General features: G+C 68.4%; 16 protein-coding genes. 9 read left to right on the forward strand and 7 right to left on the reverse strand.

The genetic code is table 11. The features are described 5' to 3' along the window. The first annotated feature begins 227 nt into the window (after positions 1-227). Together JJV70_RS05015 and JJV70_RS05020 are read left to right on the forward strand one after the other, a co-directional pair. Positions 228-1,082 carry a helix-turn-helix transcriptional regulator gene (locus tag JJV70_RS05015; RefSeq protein WP_219046481.1) on the forward strand — a complete coding sequence of 285 codons (855 nt, stop codon included), beginning with the start codon at positions 228-230 and terminating at the stop codon, positions 1,080-1,082. Positions 1,083-1,084: 2 nt separating this feature from the next. Further along, the gene (locus JJV70_RS05020) at positions 1,085-1,288 is read left to right on the forward strand and encodes a DUF397 domain-containing protein (RefSeq protein ID WP_219046482.1); all 204 of its coding nucleotides are present in this window, start codon (positions 1,085-1,087) and stop codon (positions 1,286-1,288) included. A 156-nt stretch (positions 1,289-1,444) separates the two neighbouring features. Here JJV70_RS05020 and car read toward each other — a convergent pair whose 3' ends face one another. The 5 genes from car to JJV70_RS05045 all read right to left on the reverse strand — a co-directional run bounded on the left by car (position 1,445) and on the right by JJV70_RS05045 (position 10,889). Further along, the gene (gene car, locus JJV70_RS05025; protein WP_308294687.1) at positions 1,445-4,855 is read right to left on the reverse strand and encodes a carboxylic acid reductase; all 3,411 of its coding nucleotides are present in this window, start codon (positions 4,853-4,855) and stop codon (positions 1,445-1,447) included. A 137-nt stretch (positions 4,856-4,992) separates the two neighbouring features. Continuing rightward, positions 4,993-6,942, reverse strand: coding sequence for an anthranilate synthase family protein (locus JJV70_RS05030; RefSeq protein ID WP_219046483.1), 1,950 nt, complete (start codon positions 6,940-6,942; stop codon positions 4,993-4,995). Beyond that, positions 6,939-7,616 carry an isochorismatase family protein gene (locus JJV70_RS05035; protein WP_219046484.1) on the reverse strand — a complete coding sequence of 226 codons (678 nt, stop codon included), beginning with the start codon at positions 7,614-7,616 and terminating at the stop codon, positions 6,939-6,941. The genes JJV70_RS05030 and JJV70_RS05035 overlap by 4 nt, the downstream gene beginning before the upstream one ends. A 97-nt stretch (positions 7,617-7,713) precedes the next feature. Then, complete coding sequence (locus JJV70_RS05040) at positions 7,714-8,916, reverse strand: 3-deoxy-7-phosphoheptulonate synthase (RefSeq protein WP_219046485.1); 1,203 nt, start codon at positions 8,914-8,916, stop codon at positions 7,714-7,716. Between the two features lie 449 nt (positions 8,917-9,365). Then, positions 9,366-10,889 carry an MFS transporter gene (locus JJV70_RS05045; RefSeq protein ID WP_219046486.1) on the reverse strand — a complete coding sequence of 508 codons (1,524 nt, stop codon included), beginning with the start codon at positions 10,887-10,889 and terminating at the stop codon, positions 9,366-9,368. Positions 10,890-10,991: 102 nt separating this feature from the next. On the opposite strand from JJV70_RS05045, the gene JJV70_RS05050 reads away from it, so the two are divergent. Beyond that, complete coding sequence (locus JJV70_RS05050) at positions 10,992-11,876, forward strand: helix-turn-helix transcriptional regulator (protein WP_219046487.1); 885 nt, start codon at positions 10,992-10,994, stop codon at positions 11,874-11,876. Between the two features lie 335 nt (positions 11,877-12,211). Then, positions 12,212-13,393, forward strand: a complete 1,182-nt coding sequence (locus JJV70_RS05055) for a transposase (RefSeq protein ID WP_257573412.1) — start codon at positions 12,212-12,214, stop codon at positions 13,391-13,393. Positions 13,394-13,557: 164 nt separating this feature from the next. On the opposite strand, the gene JJV70_RS05060 is transcribed toward JJV70_RS05055, so the two are convergent. Next, entirely contained in the window at positions 13,558-14,508 is a 951-nt protein-coding gene (locus JJV70_RS05060; RefSeq protein WP_219046488.1) for an oxidoreductase, read from the reverse strand. A 243-nt stretch (positions 14,509-14,751) separates the two neighbouring features. On the opposite strand from JJV70_RS05060, the gene hemC reads away from it, so the two are divergent. Further along, the gene (gene hemC / locus JJV70_RS05065) at positions 14,752-15,687 is read left to right on the forward strand and encodes a hydroxymethylbilane synthase (RefSeq protein ID WP_219046489.1); all 936 of its coding nucleotides are present in this window, start codon (positions 14,752-14,754) and stop codon (positions 15,685-15,687) included. A gap of 349 nt (positions 15,688-16,036) precedes the next feature. After that, the gene (locus tag JJV70_RS05070; RefSeq protein ID WP_219046490.1) at positions 16,037-17,581 is read left to right on the forward strand and encodes a long-chain fatty acid--CoA ligase; all 1,545 of its coding nucleotides are present in this window, start codon (positions 16,037-16,039) and stop codon (positions 17,579-17,581) included. 49 nt (positions 17,582-17,630) lie between these two features. On the opposite strand, the gene JJV70_RS05075 is transcribed toward JJV70_RS05070, so the two are convergent. Continuing rightward, positions 17,631-18,203 carry a cob(I)yrinic acid a,c-diamide adenosyltransferase gene (locus JJV70_RS05075; protein WP_219046491.1) on the reverse strand — a complete coding sequence of 191 codons (573 nt, stop codon included), beginning with the start codon at positions 18,201-18,203 and terminating at the stop codon, positions 17,631-17,633. A gap of 305 nt (positions 18,204-18,508) precedes the next feature. On the opposite strand from JJV70_RS05075, the gene JJV70_RS05080 reads away from it, so the two are divergent. The 3 genes from JJV70_RS05080 (at position 18,509) to JJV70_RS23145 (ending at position 22,644) form a co-directional block, all read left to right on the forward strand. Further along, positions 18,509-19,387, forward strand: a complete 879-nt coding sequence (locus JJV70_RS05080) for a 3-hydroxyacyl-CoA dehydrogenase family protein (protein ID WP_219046492.1) — start codon at positions 18,509-18,511, stop codon at positions 19,385-19,387. Between the two features lie 264 nt (positions 19,388-19,651). Then, entirely contained in the window at positions 19,652-19,963 is a 312-nt protein-coding gene (locus JJV70_RS05085; RefSeq protein WP_219046493.1) for an STAS domain-containing protein, read from the forward strand. A gap of 119 nt (positions 19,964-20,082) precedes the next feature. Next, on the forward strand, positions 20,083-22,644 hold the full coding sequence (locus JJV70_RS23145) for an ATP-binding protein (protein WP_219046494.1): 2,562 nt from the start codon (positions 20,083-20,085) through the stop codon (positions 22,642-22,644). The last annotated feature ends 138 nt before the right edge of the window (positions 22,645-22,782 follow it).

A 22,782-nucleotide genomic window follows, 5' to 3' on the forward strand; every position in this document is an offset into this window, starting at 1 on the left:
CCACAGGGCATCGTTGACCAGGTCACTCCACGCCCCACCGTGGCCCTGCCACCCACAACTGAGCAGCCGCACTGCGGACTTACCGAGACGCGTAGCGGTATCACCACCGACAGTAGGGCGCAAACACGTACCGGTACAAGGTTATGCGGAAAGTTAACCCGTACGGGGTCCGGCGTGGTAGAAGTACGCTGCTCACCGGCGGATGAACGGAAGGATTCACAAGCGCGATGCCCCCGAGGGAGAACCCAACTGCCCGGCAGGTGCGCCTCGGTGCTGAGTTGCGGAAGATGCGTGAACGTGCTGGCAAGACGGCACGGGAAGCCGCTGGACGGCTCGGAGTGGACCAGGCCAGGATGAGCAACATCGAAGCCGGTCGCATGGGAGTGAGCGAGGAGCGCTTGCGCACGCTGGCCGCGTTCTACCTGTGCGACGACCAGGCGCTCATCGATGCGCTGGCAGCCATGACCCACGAGCGCCGAGGGCAGTTTTGGTGGGATGAGTACCGAGGCATCCTGCCGCCCGCCTTCCTCGACATCGCGGAGCTGGAACATCACGCCAGCTACCTCCGGTCGTTGCAGACGCTCTCGATCCCAGGGCTGCTCCAGACCGAGGACTACGCCCGCACTCTGTTCAGCAGCGAAGTGACGATGCTTCCGCCAGCAGAGATTGATGCGAGGGTCGAGCACCGAATGAGGCGCCAGCGCATCCTCGACCGAGATGTGCCCCCGCCTCTCACCATGATCATCCATGAGGCAGCTCTCCGTATGCGCTACGGCGGCAGGAAGGTTCTCATACAACAGTTCGACCGCTTGCTGGCAGTCTCCGAACGGTCGAATGTCACCATTCGTGTGCTGCCCTTCACCAGTGAGCGCTACATCGAGGTCACCCAACCGGTTCTTTACGCAGGCGGTGTGGTCCCCCAACTCGACACCGCCCAAATGGACAACCACCTGGGTGGCTATCACTGGGATGCCGAAGCGGAGTTGCGGCGACACCGCCTGCTCCTGGACTTCGCGCAGCAAGACTCCTTGGACGCCGTAGCGTCACGAGAGTTCATCCGTCAGACAGCGAGGGAACTGTGAACATGAGCAACGAGCTTGTGCATTGGCAAAAGTCGTCCTTCTCCGGAAACGTCGGACCCGAGTGTGTGGAGCTGGGACGGCAGCGGAATCACCTTGCACTGCGCGAGAGCGACGCCCCCGCCACCGTCATCCGTACCTCCCAGCGCCGCGCGGCCGCCTTGCTCCACGCCACCAAGTCCGGCGTCTTCGCCAGCCTGACCGACTGAACCCTTCGGGAGTAAACACATCTGGACCCCACTGTCAGAAGTGAAGCTTCCCCTTGGTTGTGGAGACCTGCGCTCAGAAGCCACGCACTTTCAGGCGATGAAATGCGTGGCTCCTGGCGGCTACGACACCGAGTCGCTATGACCCGACACCTCTCTTCAGGCGACCATCAAGCGCCGCAGGTCTGTCGCATATTTTGAGATAAGGGCCGGAGACAGGTGCGGGATGTCCCAGGCCGGTCCGATGCCGGTCGCCTGGACTGCTTCCCGGAAGCGAGCCGACGGGATGACCGAACCGGGCACCGCCTTCTCCGGCTCCTGGAAGCCGTGCAGGAGGGGGAGAACCGAGGCCTGGCGTAGTGCCTCTGGCAGGGTGCGCAGGGCGGCTTCGAGGCGAACGAGCCAGTCACCGTAGTCCGCGATTCGTTCGATGCGGTGCCCGTCGTCGATGAGCCACTGCACGAACGTGTCGAGCGAGATGCCGTCGTCGTGCGGGTTCACCAGACTGAAGGTGCGGTACCCGGAGGTGTCCCACCCCAACGTGACGACCGACGCCGTGGTGAAGTCAACGGGCAGGCCATCGTAGTGGGCATGAGGCAGGTCACCGCTATCGGTCTGGTAGAACGAGAGTGGGGCCACGCCAGTCGCGAGCACGCTGAAGAGGAGTCGGCTGAACATGTCGGATATGTTCAGTTGCCCTGAATACCGGCTGTGCGCGAGGATCATGTTGGATCGAAACACCGTCACCGGAAGTCCGCAAAGATCGTGGGCCTCTCGAAGTAGCACCTCTCCGGCCCACTTGCTCGTCGCGTATCCGCTGGCGTACCCGTCGTCAACGGGCTGGATCGGCAGCGCGGTGCGCACGTCGGAATCCTCGTCAAGAGGTTGCCCTGTCCGGGACGTTGCCACGGCCACGCTGGAGATGTACGTGAAGGACTTGAGTCGGTTGGTCAGGGACAGCCGGATGAGTTCCGCGGTTCCGACTACGTTGGCGTCGAACAGGTGGTGGTAGGGCAGCACGTGATTCACCAGGGCGCCCGCGTGGACAATCAGATCCACCTCGCTGGTCAGCCGTTCCCACGTTGCTTCGTCCAGGCCTAGTCTGGGCTCAGCGATGTCGCCCGTCAGGACCTCCAGATGTTCGGCGGCCAGTTCCTCGAAGGTGCGGGTTAGTTCGGGCGCGTCGCTACCGAAGGCGTCGGTCAAGCGCTGCCTGGCGGCATTCTGGGACTTACCGCGGACCAAGACGATCAGCTTGCCGTCGACTGAGGCTAGCCTCTGGAGCCACTCCAGGGTGAGGAAACGCCCCAGGTACCCGCTCGCACCGGTCAGCAGGACGCGGTGTGGTCCCCCCGCAGGTCCCGGGAGGCTACGGGCGCCATCCAGCGTCCCCGTGTCAATAAATCGGTCCAGGGTGAGGTCCTTGGCATGCACTTCGGTGGCGTCCTCGCCGTGTACCGAGGCGAACGTGGGTCGCGTCGCGGGAGCCGTGAGCTTGGCCTCGATGTAGGCGGCTAGCTGTCCCAGGTCGTGCGCGGGACTGATGATGACGTCGACCGGTACCCGGATACCGAAGATATCGTGTAGTAGATTCGACAGTGACACCGCCGACAGCGAGTCCCCACCGAGGTCCCGGAAGTGGGCGGAAGGGCTCACTTCGGTCATTGAGGCCACCAGCAGCGCCCTTGCCGCCTGCTGGACTGTCTCCAGCACCGGCCGGTCGCTGCCTGTGCGGCGTAGGTCAAGCAACTCTTGCCTCTCGCGGGCCGAGATGTCGGCGTACAGTTGCTCCAGCCGCTCGCCGTAGTGTTCCACGAGCTTGGGCCACAGCAACTTGCGGTGGTCCGAGAGCAGGCCGTTGATCTGGCTGAACGGCTCGGTCTCGAGCAGCAGGCCCCGGGGGATCTCGTACGAGTTCAGGCCAGCGTCCTTCGCGATCCGCCGGAACGATTCGCTCAGCAGCTGTTCGAGGTGCTCCCGGTCCTCCCCGTACCGTGCCAGGGCGTCCGGGGTGGGGACGACGACAGCGAGCAGGTAGGAGCGCTCGCTCTTGCCGTGGACGAAGATCTGCCGTATCAGCGGACTGGCGGCGAAAACCGCTTCCAACCGGGCGGTCGCCACGAATTCGCCCTGGGAAAGCTTCAGGACACTCTTGCGGCGGTCCACAACTGCGATGCGGTGCGGACCGAGCTCCGCGACGATGTCGCCGGACTTGTAGTAGCCGTCCTCGTCGAAAAGATCCCTCGTCAACTCGGGTTGCTTGTAGTAGCCGGGAATGATGGAGTCACTCTTGAGGAGGAGCTCGCCCCGAGGGTGCGGAGTGTCCGTGCGGAAGTAGCCAAGCTCAGGCACGTCAGCCAGCTTGTAGTCGGTCACGGGCGGGCGCAGCAGCTCACCATCCACGGAGATGCCCGCAGCCTCCGTGGAACCGTAGATGTTGTGGAGGGGGATGCCGAGGAGGCCCTCGGTGAACTCGGTCAGTTCGGCGGACAACGGCGCGGAGCTGGAACTGGCCCAGGTGACGCGCCCGCCGAGGACGTCCTCGCGGAGGTGCTTGCGCACCTCTGTCGCAGCCACCTCCAGGTGAGCGCCTTCGGTGGTCAGCCGGTCCAGCTCGCTCAGGTAACGCTGGTGAAGCATCTCGCATACGCGCGGCACCAGGGACAGCTCAGTGGGTCGTACGAGTGCGATGTCCTCAAAGAGTGTCGACAGATCGCTGCTGGCAGTGAAGCAGCTGATGCCACCGCGTACCAGTGCGTTCTTCAGCGAGGAGTGGCCGGCGACATGGCTCATCGGCATGTAGTTGATGGTGACCACGTCCGTGCCGGCGAACAGCTTTGACCAGGTGCCGCCCCACATCGCCCGGGCCAACCGCTCGCTATACATGGCGCCCTTCGGCGTTCCTGTGCTCCCCGAGGTGTAGATGAGCATCGAGAGAGGATCCTCCTCCTTGCCGGGGGTGTGCAGGGGTGCCTCGGACAGGTCTGCGCCTCGGTCAAGGATTTCCGACAGGGCTATGAGGTCTACCTCCCGTCCAGCCCGTGCAAGACTCTCGCGGGCGGTGGCGAATCGGTCCGCCTGGTCCTCGGCCTGTGGGTGATAGTCGAACACGACCAGCCGCTGGACCGAGGGTGTGTGCAGGGCCAGTTCGGTCGCCGTGCCCAGGCGCTCGATGTTCGTGGCGAGGAGGAACGGCTCGCTCTCTGCCACGATGGACCTCAAATGCTCGATAGGCGCACTGGTTTGCAGCGGAACGCTGACGAGACCGAGGTGGATGCAGGCCAAGTCCAGCGTTGCGTAGTCCCGGCTGGTGAAACCGAGCAGGGCCACATGGTCGCCCGCCCTCAGAGGGCGCTGCGGGTGATGGTGCCATTCGCGTGCCACCGCGCGGATTCGACTCCACAGTTCGCTGTAGGTGGTGGTCTCGTAGTGTGGCAGCAGTCGGGCCGAGACGAGCCCGGTCCGAGCGTCCCGCACGAACTCCTTCGCGCGTTCGCCGACGGCGGGTCGGTCCGCGTGGCGCTCAAAGACATCTGCCATGACTTGTGCGATTCGCAATGTGATCTCCACGTCAGATAGTTGATGACTATGTGTCGGGTGTGCATGAGAATCTCGGAGAGTGAGAGAGTGGGCCGACACGGTTGATGGAGTGGTCAAGGCGATCCGGCCAGGAGAGCGCCAGGTTGTTCCGGTGCCCCGGCCGGTCCTCACATCGCCTGCTTGTCCACCACCTCGGCCAACAAGGCGCCGACGATACGGACGCCGTGCTCGGTGAGCAGCGACTCGGCGTGGAACTGTGTTGAGGCGAAGTGCGGACCGCGAAGCGCGTGCACCTCACCGGTGACCACATCCCTACTCACTCGTATCGGGCCCACGCCGTCGCACAACACCTCCTCCTCAGCGCTGCGGGCTGCGAATGTGTTGTAGAAGCCGACGCGTTCGCGGCTGCCGAAGAAATCAATCTGTCGCTGCACGCCTTGGTTGGGTACGTCCCTGCGGCGTAGAGGGAATCCGAGTTGGGTGCTGAGCACCTGGTGACTGAGGCAGACCGCGAGGAACGGACGGCGTTCCCGCAGTAGGGTTTCGACCGCCCGGTGCAGATGGGCGATCTTTGGGTTGCCGGCTTCTCGAGGGTCGCCGGGGCCAGGGCCCATGAGGACGAGGTCGTGCCCGTCGAAGGCGTAGGGCTCGTCGAAACGGCACACCGTCACCAACAGTCCCAGCGAACGAAGTTGGTGGCGGAGCATCCAAGTAAAGGTGTCCTCCGCATCCACTACCAAGGCCGTACGACCGCTCAGGGCTGGCACAGGATGCAGGCGGGTGGCATCCTTCGCCAGCCAGAAGCCGGCGAGTGTCGTGTTACGCCGTTCTAGGACCGCTCGGACGTCCGGGTGCCTCGCGAAGTAAGTCGGCTGACCTATGGGCGAGTCGGCACCCAGCGCGGGGCGTTGCCCTGCGGGGCCGCTGTCCGTCCGCAGGGCGGCAAGCAGCCCAGCCGCCTTCGCCCGGGTCTCGGCAACTTCGGAAGCGGGGTTGGAGTGGCGTACGAGGGTGGCACCGACGCCCACCCGCACCCGCCCCCTGGCGTCGATATCGGCAGTCCGGATCGCGATGGATGAGTCCAGGGCGGGCTCGCCGTTGGTGTCTCGCCCGATGAGGGCCAGCACTCCGCTGTAGTAGCCGCGGCCGTGTGACTCGTACCGGCTGATGACCCGGCAGGCGCTTTCGACGGGGCTGCCGGTAACCGTCGGGGCGAACATTGCCTCCCGCAGGATCAAGCGCGGGTCGAGGGTGCTATGTCCCTCGATGAAGTACTCGGTGTGTGCGAGCCGAGCCATTTCCTTGAGGTGTGGGCCTACCACGCGGCCGCCCGACGCGCAGATCCTGGCCATCATCTTCAGCTCTTCGTCGACGACCATGTACAGTTCGTCAGCTTCCTTACGGTCGGCCAGGAAGTCCAGGACACCTGTGAGGGTCGGTCCGGTGGCCGGGTAGCGGTAGGTGCCGCTGATGGGGTTCATGACGGCGGTGCCACCCGTGAGGCTGACGTGACGCTCGGGAGTGGCACCCACGAAGGTGCGGTCGCCGGTGTGGACGATGAAGGTCCAGTAGGCGCCCGACTCGCCGCGCAGGAGGCGGTGGAAGAACGACAGCGCTTTGTGGTGGGAGTAGTCGGTGATGTCTGCGACGAAGGAGCGCTTGATGACGAAGTTGGCGCCCTTGCCTTCGCCGATCTCGTCCGCGATGACCGCGCGGACCAGATCGGCGTAGTCCTCGTCGGTAACGTCGAAGTGCTCGCCGGTCACCAGCGTCGGCTCGTTCGGCAGATGCTCCAGCACCTCAGCCACAGGCAGCTGGCCCTGGCCAGTGACGGTCATGGCGAGGAGCGGCTCGCCGTCATCCACGCAGGCGAATCCGCGCTCAGCGATCTGCCGGTACGGGATGAGCGCCAGCACGTCGTGGTGAGCGCTATCGGGGCCCGACGGGCATTCCGAAACGGGGATGTCCCCCAGGGTTGCTGCTGTCGAGATGTCGCCCACGAGCACGTCGAGCGTGTTCGGGCCAGTCGCCTCCGGGCGGTGCAGTAACGCGAAGGCGGGTGGTTGGGGCGCCAGTACCCGGTCGAGGAGCTCCTCGGCCAGGGGGTGTGCGGTCATATGTTCAGTTCCTGAGCGTCGGACGGGACGGGCGGGGTGGATGACTCCAGCGCGGTGGCGATGGAGTCGGTGGTGGTGACCACGGCGCAGCGCCGGGCCGCGTACTCGATGGCGAGGCGGTGGTCGTCGGCGGAGAAGTCCGCGACGGCGTCGGCCACCAAGAACGGTTGGATGTCGTGGGTGAACGCCTCCACCACGCTCATCAGCACGCCGACGTGCGCGTACACGCCGCAGATGACCAGTTGGTCGCGGCCGTGCTCGCGCAGCCAGCGCAGGAGTCCCGAACGGTGGAAGGCGCTGTAGCGCCACTTGGTGAACACCGCATCCCGGGGCGCGGGCGCGAGCGGTTCGACGACCGCCCGGTCAGCTGGGTCGACGCGCATGCCAGGTCCCCAGAAGTCCTTCAGCAGCCCGCGCTGCTCGTCCGACATACCACCGGGCTGGGCTGTGTACGCCACAGGCACGCCCGATGCGACGGCTTGGCGCCGCAACCGGGCCGCGTTGCGTACGAGCGGGTCGCGGACTGCGCGCGGAAACGGCTGCAGAAAGTAGTGCTGCATGTCGTGGACGAGCAAGGCCACCCGGCCGGGGTCCACGGTCCAGTGAGCGGTGTTGGGAGGCAGGACCTCCGCTGACGGCAGTGAATAGGGCTCAATGGGGGGAATGCCCGCCATGATGTTCCTTCCTGAAATTCCACCTGAGCTCTTGAGCTCCTGCAGGTCGTGAGACGAACCCGGGGCCGCCGGGCGCTTGAGTGCGGAGCCGGTGCTCTCAGGCCATGACCGTGGCTGCCGCCCGTCCGCTTACCCGCCAGGCACCGACCGAGGCGAGAGCCTGGGCGGGGTTGAGACGCGGGTCGCAGAAGCTGGTGTAAAGCGTTCCGACACGGTCGATACCGGATTCGTCGGTGACGCACTCGCTGACGTCGTCGGGGGTGGTCTCCAGGTGGAGGCCGCCCGGCACGCCGCCTGCAGTCGCGACCGCCGTCTGAAACCGCTCGATTTCGTACGTCACCGAGCTCACGAAGCGGGTCTTTACCCCACCTGGCGTGGTGACCGTGTTTCCGTGCATGGGGTCGCTCAGCCAGAGCACCGGATGTCCAGCTGCCCGGACAGCCTCGACGAGCGGAGGCAGCCGTTCGGCCACCGAGTCGGCTCCCATCCGGGCGATCAGGGTGAGCCTGCCCGGCGTGCGAGCGGGGTCGAGCCGTTCACAGAGGACCCGCAGCTCGTCGGGGGTCATCCGCGGGCCGACCTTGCACGCCACGGGATTGGCCACTTGGGCGAGCAGGGCCACATGTGCTCCGTCGACCTGACGGGTGCGCTCGCCGATCCACGGCCAGTGCGTGGAGGCCAGCATCAGGCGCCCCTGCTCGTCGCGACGCACCATGGGGATCTCGTAGTCGAGGAGCAGGGCCTCGTGGCTCGTCCAGACCGGCGCGCCGATCAGGGTGTGAGCACGCGGGGCGCGCCAGCCGAGGTGGCCCATGATATCGTAGGCCGACTGATACCCTGTCAGTATCCGTTCCGGATCGGGTTCCCGCAGAGCGGGATCGGGCTCTGGGCTGTTGACCATGTGTCCCCGGTAGACAGGGAGTTTGAGATCTCCCACTTGTTCCAGGGGTTGCGAACGAGGTTTGGCGTACTGACCGGCGATTCGACCCACGCGCACGACCGGCTTGCCGCTTTCCATCTCCAGTGCGCCGGCGAGCATGTTTAACAGCCCCGCCTTGCGTGCCACGTGGTCGCCGGTGCTCTCTGCCGGGTCCTCGGCGCAGTCGCCGACTTGCATGACATGGGCTTCTCCCGCCGCGACCTGACTGAGCAGGACACGCAACCCGTCCACGTCCCGGGCCTCTACGAGAGGAGGACGGTTTGCGAGTTCCTTCCGGATCTCTCTGGCGCGGGCGCGGTCTCCCCACGGCGGCTGCTGCAGTGCTGACTCGTACTTGATATCGAGCAGTCCATCGTCCATTGTTTCACCCATCATGAATGCCGTAGGAACGCCGCCCTGCCGCCCGCATTTTTGCAGGCGGCATCAAGGGAAATGGATGGGGAATCAAAGTGGGCGGATAATCGACCACAGCAAACACGCTCGACCCCCCGGTCGTCCGCCGACGCGTCTCGTCGACACGACAGATCATGGAACGTGACAAGATCGCTTGCCAAGCACTTTCGGTGTAGTCCGTCAAGTAGTCAGCGGTCCGTCAGGTGGTCGAAAGTGCGTCAAGTTCGGGTCAGCAGGTAGAGCCAGCCCTTGGGGTGGAGGTGGGTAATGTCCCCGGCGGCCCAGGTACCGGGGCGTGCGGCGGTGAAGTCCCGGCCGATCAGGTCCGGCGTCGGCGCTGGACAGGGGAAGCTTCACCGGCAGCGCATCACCAGTCCCTGTTCGGCGAAGGCCGAACAGGGACTGGTGATGGGTGATCAAGCCTTGCTTTCCACTCGGTCCGCAGTGGGCTCGCCAGGCATACGGGTGTCAGGTTCACTGGGCTCCGACTTGGGGAGCCAGCGCAGCGCGACAACCCCGAGTACGGCGTGCAACAGGCCGGCCACCGCGGCAGCAGCGTGAAGGCCGGTAACGAAGGCCGCCTTCGCCTCCTGAAGTGCGGTGGGCACGAGGTCGGGTAGCTGAAGGGTCTCGTCGAGGGTGGGGGCAAGAGCTGGCCCCTGGAGCCGGAAGATTAGCGCGGCGAGTGAGCCGAGGAGTGCGATACCGAGGGCATTGCCGATCTCGTTGCTGGTCTCGGCGATCGCGCCGGCTGACCCTGCTCGCTCCGTAGGTACTGCACCGACCGCGGTGTCGGCGACGAGGCTGAAGGAGATGCCGTAGCCCACACTAGCGATCACCGTTGAGGCGACATACCAACCGACCCCGTCTGCCGTCGTGGTGAGGAGCAAGAGCCCCAGACCGGCCGCGATGGAGAAGTGGCAGATGATGAGTGCGGTCTTCTTACCGATGCGATCGACGACCGTCGGTGTGATAATGCAGGAGACCGTGAGGACGACCGCACCCGGGAGCGCCAGGAGTGCAGCGTGCAGGACGCTCAGGCTTAGGACGGACTGGAGGTAGATGCCTGCCAGGTATGCCGCTGCCGACCACGCTGCCAGCGGCAGCAGACCAGTGATGATCGCGATTGTGAAGACGCGGTCACGGAACAGGGAGAAATCGATCAGCGGGTGCTCAAGGTGCCGCTGGCGCAGAGCGAAAAACGTCAATAGCGCGATGCCGAGAAGCGCCGCCAAGACTGGCAGGACTGACACCCCGTCTGCGGCCATGCGCTTGAGACCGTACATCGTGAGCAGAAGACCTCCAGCGGAGGTTGCGACACTGAGCGCGTCGATGCGACCTTGCCGAGTCGCGTGAACCTCACGGAGAAGTGTGGGCGCGAACAGCAAAAAAACGACGAGTACGGGGAGATTGACCAGAAACACCGAGCCCCACCAGAACCGCTCCAGTAGGGAACCGCCGACGACTGGACCAATGGCGAACCCGGCTGCAAATGCTGCTGCGAAGATACCGATGGCTTGGGCCCGGCGCCGGGAGTCGGGGAACAACTCGCTCAGCACGGCCAGCGCCGAGGGTAGGAGGGTCGCGCCGGCCACCCCCATAAGTGCTCGGAAGGCGATGAGAAGCTCTGCGTTTGGAGCGAATGCTGCCCCAACGGAACCGATTCCGAACACCGTCGCGCCGATCATCAGCAGCTTCAGCCGACCGTAGCGGTCGCCAATGCTGCCAAAGGCGACCAGCAAGGAGCCGACGGCAAATCCGTAGATGTCCAAGATCCACAACGCCTGGTCAGCGGTCGGCGAGAGGGCTTGGCTGATCCGCGGCATCGCCAGAAACAGGATCGATCCGTCCATGGAGACGAGGAGGACCGGTCCCAGGATCACCGCCAGCCCGAGCCACGCCCGCAGTCCGGGTGAGCTGTGCACACGCTGTTCAGTCATGACGTCCACGGTCTGACGCAGCGCGGTCGACAACCATCCCCCTGCCGTGGGTACACCCGGCAGGTACACCCACAGACCTGGTGAGCAACGTAGGCTCGACTCATGGAGACCCTCGGAACGTTTCTGAAAAGTCGTCGTGCTCGCGTCACCCCGGCCGAGATCGGCTTGCGCACCTACGGCACCTCTCGCCGAGTCCCTGGCTTACGGCGGGAAGAGCTCGCCCAGCTGGCTGGGATGAGTGCTGGGTACTACACGCGCTTGGAGCAAGGCCAGGCTGAGACTGCTTCCGAGCAGGTTCTCGACGCGCTTGCCCGTGTGCTACGGCTCGACCAGGTAGAAACCGTCCATCTGCATAATCTCGCTCGGCAATCTGCGAAGCCCGGTCTGCGCGAACCACCTCCCGAGAAGCCTCACCCTCGCGTCCTCACACTTCTGGAGTCACTCGGTGAGGCCACACCTGCGGTTGTTCTCGGCAGGCGCGGAGACGTGCTCGCCTGGAACCGCACCGGGCACGCACTCGTTGCCGAGCACATCTCGTTCGACGCACCACCGGATCCGTCACGGCGTCCGTCGATCCCCCGGATGTTCTTCCTCGATGTCCTCACCCGCGACATGTACCGCAACTGGCACGAACTCGCCCGCGTCCACGTCGCCTATCTGCGACTTACCGCGGGCCGGTACCCCACCGATGCTCGGCTGGCGGAATTGATCGGCGAACTCGCCATGTGCAGCGACGACTTCGCCACGATGTGGGCGACTGGTGATGTTTCCGACTGCACCGTCGGGGCCATGGCTCTGCAGCACCCCACCGTTGGTGCGGTGAACGTGGACTACCAGGTGTGGCTCCAGCCCGACAGTCCCGACCACCGGCTTGAGATCTACACTCCGAAGGAATCGGCCTCTGCCGACACACTGCGAGTACTGACCTGCCAAAGCAGGCTGGCCAGTGAGTCACGGCCGATCAGTAGCACTGAATCACTGACCTGATCAGACAGGCACCAGGTGCGGTTCCGTCGGCAACGATGCAGGGGGCGAGCCGGTGAGGAACCTGTGGAAAGGCAGGCCAGGGCATGCGCTCCTCGCTGGGCGGACTACCAGTCCGGAGAGCGCCGAGGGCAGGGGTCTTCGCAACCGGGGCCACGATGTTGTCGCATGTGTGGTGGTTGCGGCGCCCCCGATACCCTGCGGTGTCGCTGCTGAATCCCGCCTCTTCCGCTGTTCGTACGACCGAGGGTGACTGCGGCGCCCTCCGTCACCCTCGACGGATCAGTACCTACGTGCCTCCCCCCAGCAGCAGTCCTTACCCGATGGCAAGGAGGATCATGACCTGCATCGATATCTCTCCCGAGGCCGGGCCGCGAGAGGCGATTCCCCCGCTTCCCGCAGATTCACACAATCTGACTCTCGCCGAACTTACCTCCCTGATGTTCGCCTCGCTGAACCGCAGTGATCAACACAGGAAAGCCATGTATTATTTGCGTGGCCTTTTGGAGGTCAGGGGACGGAAATCCATACGAGCGATCGCCGAGCTGTTTAGTGACCACGTATCGGAGCAGAACTTACACCATTTTATTTCCTCCTCAACATGGGACTGGAGCGCCATGCGACAGGCTTTCGCCGAGCATGTGATGGATATGATGCAGCCGCAAGCTTGGGTGGCTCGGCTCATGATCATACCGAAGTCAGGGCAACAATCTGTGGGCGTGGAAAGAAACTTCTTTCCCAGCGTGGGTCGAGTTCTGAACGCGCAGCGCGCAATAGGTATATGGGCCACCTCGCAAGAGATGGCCGTGCCGCTCAACTGGCGCCTGTACCTGCCTCATGCCTGGCTTAGGGACCGCAATAGGCGCAGTCGAGTGTCGATACCCGATGGAGTTGAGCCGGAAAGCCTGGCGGAATGCTTGATGGGGGTTTGTTCTGAGACTTTCATGGAATGGGAACTGCCCGTTCGGCCGCTAATCGTTGACATGTGTGAAGCCCACACCGTGACGATCTTCAAGGAACTCGCCGCTTCGGGCGTCCCTCTCCTGGTGAAAGTCGGTCGTGATCTGCGTCTGACCGTCACCGACCCCATGGTCCCTGTCAATGGGAGCAGGGAGTTGACCGCTGGTCAGATTATGGAAATAGCCAGCAGTCTACGACCTCCCGCTGTCTGGACGGACTCCAACCCCCGGCTTGCGCGGCTGGCAGCCACCGTGCGGGTCGCGTTGCCGAGCGCGTCCACGCTGCCCCCCGTCTGTGACGACCTGCTCCTGCTCGGCGTGAGGGACAGCCACGGGCGCGGCCAGAAGGAGCTGTGGCTGACCACCATGAGGACTGCGCAACCGGCTTCTCTCATGCGATTGAGCAGGCTCACGGAAAAGGTCGAACAGGACTTCACTGCGATCTCGGACCGGGTCGGAATTCGCGACTACGCCGGACGCTCCTTCGATGGGTGGCACCGACACGTCACGCTCGCCTCAGCCGCCCACGCGATCATCGCATTGACCGGTCGGCCCCACTGAGTGCTCGTCTGACTTTCGCCCGTCCGCGCTCAGGTGTTCATCCAAGGCAGGCAGCCAGAGCGGCCGCCTGCCTCTTCCATGATCTCTAAGGTGTCAAACCCGGGGCACATCAATATCTCCCTCAAACCCAGATTGGTTCACCTCTCCCTCAGCTGGGGGAAGGGTCAAAGGCCCGGGTATGTCACGCCGGTCAGCTCCTCGGAGACGGCCCACAGGTGGTGGGCCGTGGCGCGGTCGCGGGCGGCGGCGGTAGTGCTGACCCACACGGGCGCGCCGCGGGTTTCGAAGACGCCGCCGGGACCGAGGTAGTCGCCGCCGGTGACGTCCGGGTCGGTAGCGGCGCGCAGGGTGGGCAGGGCGCCGCCTTCCGCGCTCTGCGTCATCAGGCGCGTGCCCCGGTGCAGCAGCTCCGCCTGACGGGTACGTCCGGCCAGCCGGGGTCCGGCCGCCGCGAGGTTGGTGGCCGACATGCCGGGGTGCGCGGCGACGGCTGTCAGCGTCCATCCGGCGGCCCGGGCGCGGCGGTCCAGCTCATGGGTGAACAGCAGGTTGGCCAGCTTGGACTGCCCGTAGGCGAGCCACTTGCTGTAGCGCCGCTCGGCGGAGAGGTTGCCGAAGTCGATACGGCCGATGCGGTGGGCCAGGGAGGACACCGTGACGACGCGGGCCGCCCGCGCCGCGCGCAGTGCCGGGAGCAGGCGCCCGGTGAGTGCGAAGTGACCGAGGTGGTTGGTGCCGAACTGCATCTCGAACCCGTCGGCGGTGCGCCGCAGCGGCAGCGCCATCACTCCGGCGTTGTTGACCAGCACATCCAGCGTGCCGCCGGTCTCGCGGCCGATGCGCTCGGCGGCGTCCCGGACGGAGGACAGGTCGGCGAGGTCGAGTTGGACGAGTTCGAAGCTCCCCTTCGGTACCTCGCGGGTCAGCTGGTCGTGGGCGTCCCGGCCCCGGCGCGGGTCCCGGCAGCCGAGCCAGACGTGGGCGCCCGCGCGGGCCAGCTCACGTGCTGTCACCAGGCCGATGCCGCTGTTCGCCCCGGTCACGGCGGCGGTGCGGCCGGTGAGGTCGGGGATGTCGGCGGTCGTCCACGTCTTGGGCGGCGTCCTCGGCGTCATCGGGCTGGCTCCTCGGGTCGCGGTGCGGTCCTTGCGGCAGACGGCCCGGTGTAGACGCCGACGGCTGCCTTCGGGCCTCCCGGCGGTGGGTTGCCCCGGCCGCCCTACCCGCAGGTACCCCGGCCGGTGCCACCGTAACAAGGGCCACCGCACGTGCGCGGGGGGAGGCAACGTGCGCGGGCAGGCGCCCGGCGTGCGGATGCCTCAGCTGGCGCGCGAGTCTGACGGGTTATCGTTTCCGCCATGGCCGTGCCCGAGCTGATCCGCATCGTCTCCCGTTCCTCCCCGATGGCCCTCGCGCAAGTGGAGCGCGTCCGGGCCGAGTTGGCGGCGCTCCATCCCGGGGTGCGCACCGAGGTCGTACCCGTCACGACGGCTGGCGACCGCTGGATGGGGGACCTGGCCAAGCTCGGCGGCAAGGGCGCGTTCACCAAGGAAGTGGACGCCACGCTGCTGGCCGGGGACGCGGACCTCGCCGTGCACTGCGTCAAGGACATCCCCGCCGATCGCCCGCTGCCCGCCGGGACGACGTTCGCCGCGTTCCTCCAGCGTGACGACGTGCGCGACGCCCTCATCCACCCCGGCGGGCTGACGCTCGACGAGCTGCCGCCCGGCACCCGGATCGGCACGTCCTCGGTGCGCCGCATCGCCCAGCTCGCCGCCTCCCATCCGCACCTTCAGTGCGTGCCGATGCGCGGCAACGCGGGTCGGCGCATGGAGAAGATGCATGCCGGGGACGCCGACGCGCTGCTGCTCGCCGTCTCCGGCCTGGAACGCATCAACCGCACCGACGTCATCACCGACATCCTGTCCGTCGATGACATGTGCCCGCCCATCGGCGCGGGCATCCTCGCGCTCCAGTGCCGTGAGGACGACGCCGGCCTCATCGACGCCGTCAGCGGCCTCGGCCACCCCGACACGCACCGCGAGGCCACCGCCGAGCGCATGTTCCTGCACGTGCTCCAGGGGCACTGCAACAGCCCCATCGCGGGGTTCGCCAAGGCCGCTCGCGGTGACCTGTCCCTGCGCGCCTGCGTCTTCACCCCCGACGGCAAGACGGTGCTCAACGCCCACGAGTGGGCCGGTCCCCTGGACCCGGCCACCCTCGGCACGTCCGTCGCCGTCGCCCTCCTCCGCCAGGGCGCCCGCCAGCTGATCGACAGCATCGCGGCCCACTGACCCCCTCCCTGGTGGCCCGTCCCAGATGTGGGCGCCATCACCCGGCCGTGGGGGAGTGCGGGGAGCCGGTCGGGTGCGCGATGCGGACGGCCGTGTCCGGACGTACCCGTCCCAGTGGTGCGGGCAGGGGCGGGGCTCCCCGCGCCCGGAGCCGGTCAGCTCCGGCACGCGGGGTAACGTCCGGGAAGCGAGCACGTCGGGATCGGGGTCAGCGTGGCGGGCGGTAACCGCTGTCCACCCCCGCGAAGCTGCTCCACCCCGCGAAGCCGCTTCACCCGGCGAAGCCGCTTCACCCGGCGAGGCTGCTTCCCGCGAAGCTGCTGCCACCCCCGCGAAGCTAGGAGTCCGCATGAGCACCCTGTCCCTGGCCGCCGTGCTCGCGGAGCCCGCGCGGCGGCGCGGGCAGCACGTCGCGCTGGTGGAGGGAGAGCAGCGCATCACCTTCGCCGAGCTGTGGCGGCAGGCGCGTACGCAGGCCGCCGCGCTGGTCCGGCTCGGTGTGCGCCCGGGCGACAAGGTGGCGCTGATGGCGCCCAACACCGCCGCGTTCCCGCGCGCCTACTTCGCGATCCTCGCCGCCGGGGCCGTCGTCGTGCCGGTGCACCTGCTGCTCACCGCCGAGGAGGCCGGGCACGTGCTGCGCGACAGCGGCGCGGGCCTGCTGCTGTGCCACACCGAGTACGCCGAGGTGGGCGGGAAGGCCGCCGCGGAGGTGGGTACGCGCGTGTACACCGTCGGCCCGCCTGCCCGGGGCGCCGTGGGTGAGGGGCGGCTGGAGGACGTCGCCGGGACCGTCGAGCCGCTGCCGACGTACCTCACCCGCGCACCGCAGGACCCGGCCGTGCTCTTCTACACCAGCGGCACCACCGGCGCGCCCAAGGGCGCGGTGCTTACCCACCTCAACCTGGTGATGAACGCGACCGTCAACGCCTTCGACGCCAACGATGTGCGCCCCCACGACATCGTCCTCGGCGCGCTGCCGCTGTTTCACACGTTCGGGCAGACCGTCGGCATGAACGCCGTCTGGCGCGGCGGAGCGACGCTGGTGCTGTTGCCCCGGTTCGACCCCGGGGCCGCGCTGGAACTGATGGTGCGCGAGGGCGTCAACACCTTCTACGGCGTGCCGACGATGTACGTGCGCCTCCTGGACGCCGCCCGCACCGCCACCGAGCTGCCCCGGCTGCGGCTGTGCATCTCCGGCGGCGCCTCGCTGCCGGTCCCGGTGCTGGAGCGGTTCACCGAGGTGTTCGGCACGCGGGTCTACGAGGGGTACGGCCTGTCGGAAACGTCACCGACCGCCGCCGTCAACCAGCCCGCGCTCGGCACCCGCGCCGGTACCGTCGGCCACCCGGTGTGGGGCGTGGACGTCGAGGTGGCCCGGGCGGAGGTGGCCGAGCGCGTCGAGCTGCTGCCCGCTGGCGAACTGGGCGAGATCGTCGTGCGCGGCCACAACGTCTTCGCCGGCTACCACGGCCGTCCCGAGGCCACCGCACAAGCACTGGTGGACGGCTGGTTCCGCACCGGCGACCTGGGCCGCAAGGACGCCGACGGGTTCCTGACCATCGTGGACCGGGCCAAGGACCTCATCATCCGCGGTGGCTTCAACGTCTACCCGCGCGAGGTCGAGGACGTGCTGCTGCGGCACCCCCGGATAGCCGAGGCAGCCGTCATCGGGGTCCCGGACGACGTGCACGGCGAGGAGGTCTGCGCCGTGCTGATCGCCGACCCCCACGCGCCCGGGCCGCCGCTCACCGCCGAGGACGTCATCACCTTCGCCCGGCCGCTGCTGGCCAGGCACATGTACCCGCGCCGGGTCGAGTTCGTCGACGCCTACCCGCTCGGCCCGAGCCACAAGGTGCTCAAGCGCGAGCTGCGGCAGCGGTTCGCGGACTGAGGGAGCGGCGTGACGGTGGGAGCACGCGAGGGTGCGGCCGAGGGCGCCGTCAGCGGTTCTCGCCGGGCACCCACAGCACGTCGCCCTGCTCCTTGTTCGCCGTCCGGGCGAGGATGAACAGCAGGTCGGACAGGCGGTTGAGGTAGGTCGCGGTGAGCGGGTTCATGATCTCGCCGTGCTCGGTGAGCGCGGCCCACGTGGACCGCTCGGCGCGGCGCACCACCGTGCACGCCTGGTGCAGCAGCGCGGCGCCCGCCGTCCCGCCCGGCAGGATGAAGCTGCGCAGCTTCTCCAGCTCGGCGAGGAACCGGTCACAGTCCGCCTCCAGCCGGTCCACGTAGGTCTGCTCGACGCGCAGCGGCGGGTACTTCGGGTGCTCGGTGACGGGCGTGGACAGGTCCGCGCCGACGTCGAAGAGGTCGTTCTGCACCCGGGTGAGCACGCTCACCACGTCCTCGGGCAGACCGCCCAGGGCGATGGCGACACCGAGGGCCGCGTTCGCCTCGTTCGCGTCCGCATACGCCGCGATGCGGGTGTCCGTCTTCGCGGTGCGGCTCATGTCGCCCAGCGCTGTCGTGCCGTCGTCGCCGGTGCGGGTGTAGATGCGCGTCAGGTTGACCATGAGGCGAGCGTAGCCCGCCGCCTCCATTCCCTCGTGTGCCGTTCGCGTCCGCCCGCGCTCCCGGCCCGGGGTCCGTCCCCGCCTCGGGCACGCACGGCTTCGCGTCACGGGCACGCTTGGCTTCGCGTCTCGGGCACGCACGGCTCACGTCCCCAGTGGACGCGGGTCAACTCCGGCACCACGCCCGGATGTCGCCGGGATGACGAGCCGATGTGATGTCCATCTGATGAGAGGTGACGCGCATCTCTTCCCCGCCCACAGCGCTCTCACGGACGCTATGGTCCCGCTGAGAGCATGCACGCGCGATGGCTATCGAGGGGATCAGCACGTTGAATGGCGCCAGGAAGCTCGCCGTGATCGGAGCCGGACTCATGGGGTCCGGCATCGCGCAGGTATCCGCCCAGGCCGGGTGGAACGTGGTACTCCGCGACGTCACCGACGAGGCGTTGGCCCGGGGCCGGGGCGGGATCGAGAAGTCGTACGCGAAGTTCGTGGAGAAGGGCAAGCTGTCCGCCGAGGACGCCGAGGCCGCGCTCGCCCGCCTCACCACCACGACCGACCTGGACGCCACCGCCGACGCGGACCTCGTCGTCGAGGCCGTGTTCGAGAAGCTGGAGATCAAGCAAGAGATCTTCCGTACCCTCGACCAGGTGGTGAAGGACGAGGCGGTGCTGGCGTCCAACACCTCGGCCATCCCGATCACCAAGATCGCCGCGGCCACCTCGCGCCCGGAGCGCGTCGTGGGCACGCACTTCTTCTCGCCGGTGCCGATGATGCAGCTGTGCGAGCTGGTGCGCGGCCTGAAGACCAGCGACGAAACCCTGGCCACCGCCCGCGCGTTCGCCGAGAGTGTCGGCAAGACCTGCATCGTCGTCAATCGCGACGTCGCCGGTTTCGTCACCACCCGGCTCATCACCGCGCTGGTGGTGGAGGCGGCCAAGCTGCAGGAGTCCGGCGTCGCCACCGCCGAGGACATCGACACCGCCTGCAAGCTCGGTTTCGGCCACGCCATGGGGCCGCTGGCCACCGCCGACCTCACCGGCATCGACATCCTGCTCAACGCGGCGAGCAACATCTACACCGAGTCGCAGGACGAGAAGTTCGCCGCCCCCGAGCGGATGCGGCGCATGGTGGACGCCGGTGACCTGGGCCGCAAGAGCGGCGAGGGCTACTACCGGTACTGACGGGGCAGACGCTCCAGCACGAGCACGGCGGGAGCCCGGGCACGGCGTGAGCCATGCCCGGGGCGGCCCGATTCCACCCCTGCCCTCACCCGGTCGGGTGGTCTCCGTATCGATTCGGGTACGCTCAGCAACTTCACTGCCTGACTCAGGGTCAGGTGTGGTGAGACATTCGGATACGCGGGTGCGCGCGGCGTGAGCGGCGTCACCGCAGCAGGGACGAGTCGTCGGACACGCACGTCACACGCAGGGCACCGGGAGCGCGTTATGCAGATCAAGGGCGACCACGCAGAGCTGACCGTCGGGGGCCGCCTCGACGTGCGCAACGCGGCGGACGCCCGCACGGTCCTGCACCGTGCTCTGGACGGCGGCAACGGTGACCTCGTGCTCAGCCTCGCCCAGCTGGACTCCTGGGACGCGACGGGCCTGGGCGTCATCATGGGCGCGCACCGCCGCGCCGGGCGCTGCGGCCGGCGCCTGGTACTGCGGGACGTGCCGGAGCAGATGCAGCGCCTGCTGGTGGCCACCCGGCTGCACCGCATCCTGGCGATCGAGGGCGAAACGCTCACAAAGCCATGACGATTCCGCCCCCGCACCGGGGTCGGGCTGCGTCGCGGCCCCATCGGCGTCTAAGGTTCCCTTCACTGCCGGGAAGGGCCCAGGGAGTACGAACGCACCGCCGATGGGGGGCTTGACCCATGCACCCGCCGACGCACCGCGGTCCTGAGGACGGCGGCGGCCGCGAGAGCCACGACAGCGGCGCTCTGGCCCGCACGGTCCAGTTGGTCGCGGGCGACTACCTGCTGACCGTCAACCCGGTCGATGGCAGCGAGGTCGAGTCCTGCCCGCCCGACCGCCGTCCCGGCCCGGCCCGGCGGCGCACCGCCGAGGCCCGCGCGGAACGCGGGCGCGCGGCCGTGCCCCCGCCACCCATCGGTGACGCCGCGCTCGACCTGCCACTCCTGGAGCGCGACGAGGAGCGTGAACGGCTCGCCCGCCTCCTGGCCCGGGGCCGTTCCGTGCGGCTGACGGGGCCCTCCGGCGCGGGCCGCACCGCGCTGCTGGCCGCCGTCGCCGCCGACTGCGCCGACCTCGCGCCCGACGGCGTCATCCAGCTCAGCGGCTACCAGCGCAGCGTCGATGACCTGCTGTGGGAGCTGTACACCGCCGTCTACGACGCCTCCCGCTACCGCCCCGAGCAGGCCGAGTTGCTGGACGCGCTCGCGGACATCGGAGCCGTCCTCCTCCTCGACGACGTGGAGTTCGGCGGCGCCGCGCTGGACGAGCTGCTTGCGGCCACGCCCGAGTGCGCCGTCCTCGCCGCCGTCACCCCGCAGGTGCCCGCCCCCTCCCCGCACGCCGACCTGGAAGAGGTGTTCCTGCGCGGCATCAGCCGCCCCGCGTGCGTGGAGCTGCTGGAACGGGCCACCGGGCGCACGCTGGCCGAGTCGGAGGCCGACTGGGCCGGTGACCTGTGGTTCGAGTCCGAAGGGCTCCCGCTGCGCTTCGTCCAGGCCGGGGCGCTGCTGCGGCACCGTGACGCGGCAGGGGCCGCCACGAGCACCGACGAGGACGCCGCCGACGCCGACACCGGTGCCGGAGAAGACGCCGACGACGCTTCCGTCCCCGCGCTGTCCGTCGCCTGCCTCACCGCCGGGCGGCTGGCCGAGACGCTGTCCCCGCAGGGCCGCGAGACGCTGCGGTTCGCCGTCGCGCTCGGCGGCGAGGTGCCGCAGGCCGCGCACCTGCCCGCCCTGCTGGACGACCAGCGGGCCGACACCGCGCTCGCCGAGCTGACCGCCGCCGGGCTCGCCACGTCCGCCGGACCCCACTACCGCCTCGCCGAGGGCGTCACCGCCCAGCTCGCCGACGCCGGGTACGCGGAGGGCACCGACGCCGTCGTCCGCACCGCGGCTCAGCACTACGCCTGGTGGGGCGCCCACCCCTCCGTGACGCCCAAGCGGGTGGCCGCCGAGTCGCACGCGGTGCTCGCCGCCCTTGCCGCAGCGCGGGCCGCCGGTGCCGCCAGCACGGCCGTGCGGCTCGCCCACACGGCGGCGCCGGTGTTCGCCGCCGCCGGGCGCTGGTCCGCGTGGGAGCGGGCGCTGACCGAGGGGCAGCAGGCGGCCGCCGCAGCGGGTGAGATCGCCGAGGAGGCGTACTTCCACCATGAGCGGGGCGTGCACGCGCTGTGCACCGGCGCGCTGGAGCGGGCGCGCACGGAGCTGGAGCGCGCCATGGAGCTGCGCGGCCGCCTCGCCGACCGCCGGGGCCAGTTCGCGGGCCGCCGCGCGCTGGCGCTGGTCGCCGACGCCTCCGGTGAGCCGCTCGCGCCGGGCCTGGACGACGAGGAACGCGCCGCCGCCGAGGCGCCCACCTCCCTCCAGCCCGCGATCGCCGTGGGCGCTCCGGCCCCGGCCCACGACACCGCGACGCTCCCGGGCCCCGTGTCCGGCACCCCGGGCCGCCGCCTGCCGCTCACCGGCCCGCGCCGCAACGTGATGGCCGCCGCCGCGGGCGCCCTGCTGGCCGCGCTCCTCGGCACGGTCCTCACGCTCACCAGCGTCTTCTCGGACGGCGAGAACGGTAACCGTGTGCAGCCGGATCGTTCCTCCAGCCAGCAGGACGCGGACGACGACGGTTTCGAGGACGTCACGCCGCCGTCCTCCGAGAACGCCGACGACTCCGGTAAGCCGGGCCCCTCCGGCTCCCCCGAGTCCCCCGACGAGGTGAGCCCCGCCCGCCCCGGAGACACCTCGTCCCCCGAGGAGCCCTCGGACGACGGCACCACACCCGACGACGGTGCACCTGACGAGACCTCCCCCACGGAAGACGACCAGGACGACACCACCACCGGCGGCTCCGGCGGCAGCGGCGGTTCGGGCGGCGCCAGCGGCGGCACCCAGAGCGGTGGGACCGGCGACGACGACAACTCCAGCGGCCCCGAGGGCCGTTTCACCGACGGCGGCTCCGACACCACGGGCGCCAGCGGGGGCACCGACGACGGCTCCCCGAGCGGCAGCTCGAACGAGGGGAGCACGGAAGGCGGCGCGGTCGGCGGTACCGACGAGGGCGGCACGGATAACGGCGGCACCGAGGGCGGCACCGACGAGGGCGGTACCGAGGGCGGCGGCACGGACGGCGACGCCGACACCGGCGGTACCGGTTCGCCCACCGCGACCGGCCCCGCCCCGGCCACCTCGCAGAACAGCAGCGCGCCCGCCTCATCGGGCGCGGCCAGCACGCCCCTGACGATCTGAGGACCGCGCGGCCCCGGTTGGTGCCCACACCGCCCACGTGGCCCGGCACGCCGGGCGGCCCGGGCGGGCGTTGCCCTCGCCCCGGAGCATGCGCCCGCCGCCCCCGCACCACGTGGGCGCACCTACGTGCCCGCCGCC

The sequence above is a fragment of the Streptomyces sp. JJ66 genome, assembly GCF_019303495.1.
Taxonomy (GTDB): Bacteria; Actinomycetota; Actinomycetes; order Streptomycetales; family Streptomycetaceae; genus Streptomyces.